Here is a 3921-nt window from a genome sequence, read left to right on the forward strand (position 1 = left end):
AAACATGTCAGCGTTAATGGCAGCCTTAACTGCCAAATAATGGTGGAGTGAAGAGAGTCTCCATTAGGCCCAAGCCATATGGTATTCATTATATCGCTGACACCCATCCATGAAGATCCAATACCAAGGTCAGCAATGACCACCAAGCACAATGCAACTGTCGTCAACCAAATAAAGCGCAATCGCGATCGATTTAGTGCTGCATAAATGCCGCTAGATGGAGAGATCTCTGAAATAGAGGTGTCAACAACCGTTTTCATTAGCCATCAACCTTAATCATGAAAGTACCGTCGAGTTTTTGAGGCATGAATTGCTCAAAAAAGGCTTGGTGAGTTTTCTTTGGATCAATGTCTTTAAAAGCTTCAGGGTAAATTGATTTGGCGAGATACTGTAAGAACACATGGTCATAAATAGTACGCGTACCAGAGTGATACATCCCATAAAAATCGTTGTTCTTTATCGCACTGAGTTGATCCCAACCTTGACGCTTCAAGTAAGGCGCATAACGGGCTTGGGCTTGCTCTTCAGTTGTGCCGAATCCAAGTAATGCGCTGTCATCATATTTAGACCAGTGAGCACCAGAGACAAAGATCACTTCTGGATTTTGGCTTAGGACGTATTCAGGCGTTAGATGGGCAGAGCCTTCAAACTTACCCGTTGCAATATTTTTTGCCCCAGCAAGATCGAGCAATTTTCCCCACATCGAGGTGGAGTAGCTCTTACCATACTCATCGGCACCACCGGTACCAATTTCCACATACACTCGGCGAGCTGGATTTTTTGTCAAATAGTCAGTAACACGGTGTTGAACATCGATAACCGTCGATTCATATTCACTGGCTATTTTCTCTGCTCTGGCGTCTGTGCCCATGACTTTGCCGATCACGCGAGTGCTGGCTAAATGCTTCTCGACGGTTTGAGCATTGAAATCAATCACGACCACTTTGATCCCCGTGCTTTCTAATAAATCGACTTTTTCCCCTAGGGATTTATATTGCCAAGCCGCCAATAATGCGACATCTGGTTTAACGGTGAGCAATTTTTCAAGATTAAACGTTCCGGTATAAATGGAACCAGAATCTTCGATTGTATTTAACTCAGGTATGATTTTTGTGTACGTTGTCCACTGGGATTGACGATAATCTTTCCAAGAAGCCTTAGGGAAAATCGCCACCTTGGTGTAGGCATCCGGCCCAGCTATGGCAAGAAAGTCCTCAAAATAAAAACCAAGAAACACCCGTTCAGCCGGTTTCTCTAAAATGATGTCTCTACCCATTACGTCTTTGAATTCAATATCCGCTTGAACAGGTGTCGCGATAACGCCACACGCCATTGCCATGGATAAGAGTAATTTGCTCAATCCTTTCATCGTTTTTCTCTACAATTGATTAAAATAAATAATGATATGTTATAACATAACGATAGCGCGAAAATTAACCCAAATGAGAATTAATATCAAATGTTATTTTGTCGTTACTCTAGAGTTTGAAGCCCATTTGTAAAAAGCGGACGTCGTCTTGATAGAATTCTCTATTTATTGGGTGGCTGTAGAGAATGAGAGAATTATTTGAGTTTAATTGTAGTGGTTTTAATCGTTGAGGGTTCAATCCCAATCAGATGCAGTATAGATGACTAAGCCTCTTTTATTGGCGTAAATGTTCAATTACTGCTCAATGATTTTGCGTAAGCTCAAGTAAAAAGGAGATGTTATGCAACCAACAAAAAAATCGTATTTAAAGGTCATTAACCTAGCTATTTTATTGGCTTTAAGTTCAGGTGTTAGTTCTAGTGGATTGGCGAATGAGTCAATTACTATGAGCGCTTCGTCTACGAAAAACAGTCAGTCTTTAGAAATAGCCCAAGCTGGCACGACGTTATATGCGGTAAAATCGCAGTGGAACCGTGAACAATTTTCACTCGTGGTCAAGACAGGTCATGAAAAGCAGCGAGGCGAAATTGTGATTGATGGCGCGTCAGTGCAGGCGTTTAATCTGCAAAATCAGTTATTATGGGAAGACAGTCGAGTTGATCAAAAGGTCTGTTTGCCCGAACTGTTTGGCGAATTTATTCGCGCCCACTTAGAGGAGCTAAAACAAGGTCAATCGATCTCATGTGTCGGCCCCATCATCAAGGCAAAAAAATTAGCGCCATTTAAAATCTATCTTGAAAAACAAACCAACAACGCATTGCTGTTCAAAGTTGGCCCTGGGTCCATTGGAATGTGGTTTTTTATGGATGAAGTTTCTATCAGTATGAATACCGATGCCACACAAATATTGTCGTATCGTGGTGTTTCACCAGCGCCCAAAACCCTCGAAGGCAAAATGGCTTACTTGAGTATTGTGACGCCACTAACCGAACCACTTGATGTTGCCGAACTGAAAGCGTCTATTCTCTGGTAAGGTAAATGAGCATATGAATTTAACCGTTTTTGTCACGAATGGTTTATCGCACTTGGCGTATCAAGGTCGGTTTATATGCTCACTATTAAATCTTTTAAACAGGTTCTAAGCTTGTTTGTATTTCTTCTTTTGGCTCTCCTTTCTATTACAGCTTCTTAGCTTTTAAACTGCGTATATTGCTTCGGTGACATGCCAGTCCATTGCTTAAAGACACGAGTAAAATGGGCTTGATCGGCAAACCCACTCACAAAGCCTACCTCAGCAATGCATGATGCTTCGTCGAGTAATGATTGGCTGGCAAAGTGTACGCGTACATCTTGTAATAATTTGGCAAAACTATGGCCTTCATCGCTTAGCTTACGTTGTAAGGAGCGGGGAGATAGCGCTAAACATCTAGATACTTGTTGCAAATCGACTTCAAGTAACCCTAAATCCATGATGGTTTGTTTAGCCCTGTTCACCATACTCAGCGTGTTATTTGTTACCGATTGTTCAACGGTTTTTATTTTTGGATTCTCTTTATCACGGACTTGAAAGTGAATATACCAAGGTGCATCGCGGTGAAGCTGTGACGGATCACACTGCAAACTGGGGTAAGAAAAAAAACTTTCAGAAGCGTCTAAACTATGGCTAATGGCAATCTTTCTAGCGGATGATTCATAGAGAAGGGCACACAACACCCCAAGAACGGCCAAATCTTCTTCAATACTTGGCATCTCTGTGGTATTGGATTTGTGTGTCACCTTGACGCAATCATCGTGATATTCAAAATCAACAAAGTGCTGACTATGTACGTAGCGTTCCAGCCTTTGCCATTTTTTAAGTAGCAAGAATGGATCACTTCCGTTTAAAAGGGCACGGCCTACAGGCGAATCTATAAATTGCTTCACACCGATGCCAATGCACAATAATGCACTGGCTCCGTAACGTTGGCTTACCTCATTAATAAAGTCGCGCTTGGTTTCTAGAGGAATATGGGCCTGCGACTGATTGGTTTTCAATTGCCTTGCTATAAACGGCTGCGCTGGCGAAAGCAAAGAATCATCAAGCAAGGTATTTAGCCCTGCATTGAGAATATTCAACATGGTTTTACTTGCAAATGCCTTTGACTCAGTATTTTTGTTGGCGACTTCGACCATATAACCTTTCCCGTTCATACGTTGATTTTTGCTCTAATAGTCTCTGTACCTTAGTGCCAATCAGTGGCAATTTTATTAACCATTTCGGGGCAAACGTAATTAAAGTAACGACGACGGAAAACCAGACAAATTTACCGACAAAAACCGTTAATAAAATCCCAAACCAGGCCAACCCTGAGAGTAAGCTCAGTACCACCATTGTCCTTGGTGGTGTTGGAAGTAGTGACATTACCGCTAAGGCTAGAAATCCGTACTCTTGAATGTATCCTTGTAGTGTTAACCACTGTTGGTATACCTTCGATTCTGCCGTTGGCGTGGCCATTTGTAAGTAGTGGTCAAGCAATGTGGCCAGCAACGTTAATATTCCCGCACCCGCCGCC

At 42.1% G+C, this 3921-nt stretch carries 4 protein-coding genes and 1 pseudogene; 1 reads left to right on the forward strand and 4 read right to left on the reverse strand.

The annotated features are described in order from the left end of the window. Together ACP45E_RS18785 and ACP45E_RS18790 are read right to left on the reverse strand one after the other, a co-directional pair. Positions 1-260: pseudogene (locus tag ACP45E_RS18785) on the reverse strand (iron ABC transporter permease); the annotation flags it as partial. Continuing rightward, positions 260-1369: an ABC transporter substrate-binding protein gene (locus tag ACP45E_RS18790; RefSeq protein WP_017037248.1), complete on the reverse strand. Its 1110-nt coding sequence runs from the start codon at positions 1367-1369 to the stop codon at positions 260-262. The pseudogene ACP45E_RS18785 and the gene ACP45E_RS18790, both read right to left, overlap by 1 nt. 340 nt (positions 1370-1709) lie before the next feature. Between ACP45E_RS18790 and ACP45E_RS18795 the strand changes: the two genes are divergently transcribed. After that, positions 1710-2402, forward strand: a complete 693-nt coding sequence (locus tag ACP45E_RS18795) for a hypothetical protein (protein WP_017037247.1) — start codon at positions 1710-1712, stop codon at positions 2400-2402. Positions 2403-2557: 155 nt separating this feature from the next. Here ACP45E_RS18795 and ACP45E_RS18800 read toward each other — a convergent pair whose 3' ends face one another. Further along, positions 2558-3541: a helix-turn-helix transcriptional regulator gene (locus ACP45E_RS18800; protein WP_017037246.1), complete on the reverse strand. Its 984-nt coding sequence runs from the start codon at positions 3539-3541 to the stop codon at positions 2558-2560. Then, positions 3513-3921, reverse strand: a 409-nt coding sequence (locus ACP45E_RS18805; RefSeq protein ID WP_069585426.1) for a hypothetical protein, incomplete at its 5' end; no start/stop codon positions are given. The genes ACP45E_RS18800 and ACP45E_RS18805, both read right to left, overlap by 29 nt.

Source organism: Vibrio genomosp. F10 str. 9ZD137 (assembly GCF_049974785.1).
Lineage (GTDB): Bacteria > Pseudomonadota > Gammaproteobacteria > Enterobacterales > Vibrionaceae > Vibrio.

Coding starts and splice junctions, on each gene's coding strand:
- ACP45E_RS18790 (WP_017037248.1), bottom strand. CDS start 1,369: ATGAAAGGATTGAGCAAATTACTCTTATCCATGGCAATGGCGTGTGGC.
- ACP45E_RS18795 (WP_017037247.1), top strand. CDS start 1,710: ATGCAACCAACAAAAAAATCGTATTTAAAGGTCATTAACCTAGCTATT.
- ACP45E_RS18800 (WP_017037246.1), bottom strand. CDS start 3,541: ATGGTCGAAGTCGCCAACAAAAATACTGAGTCAAAGGCATTTGCAAGT.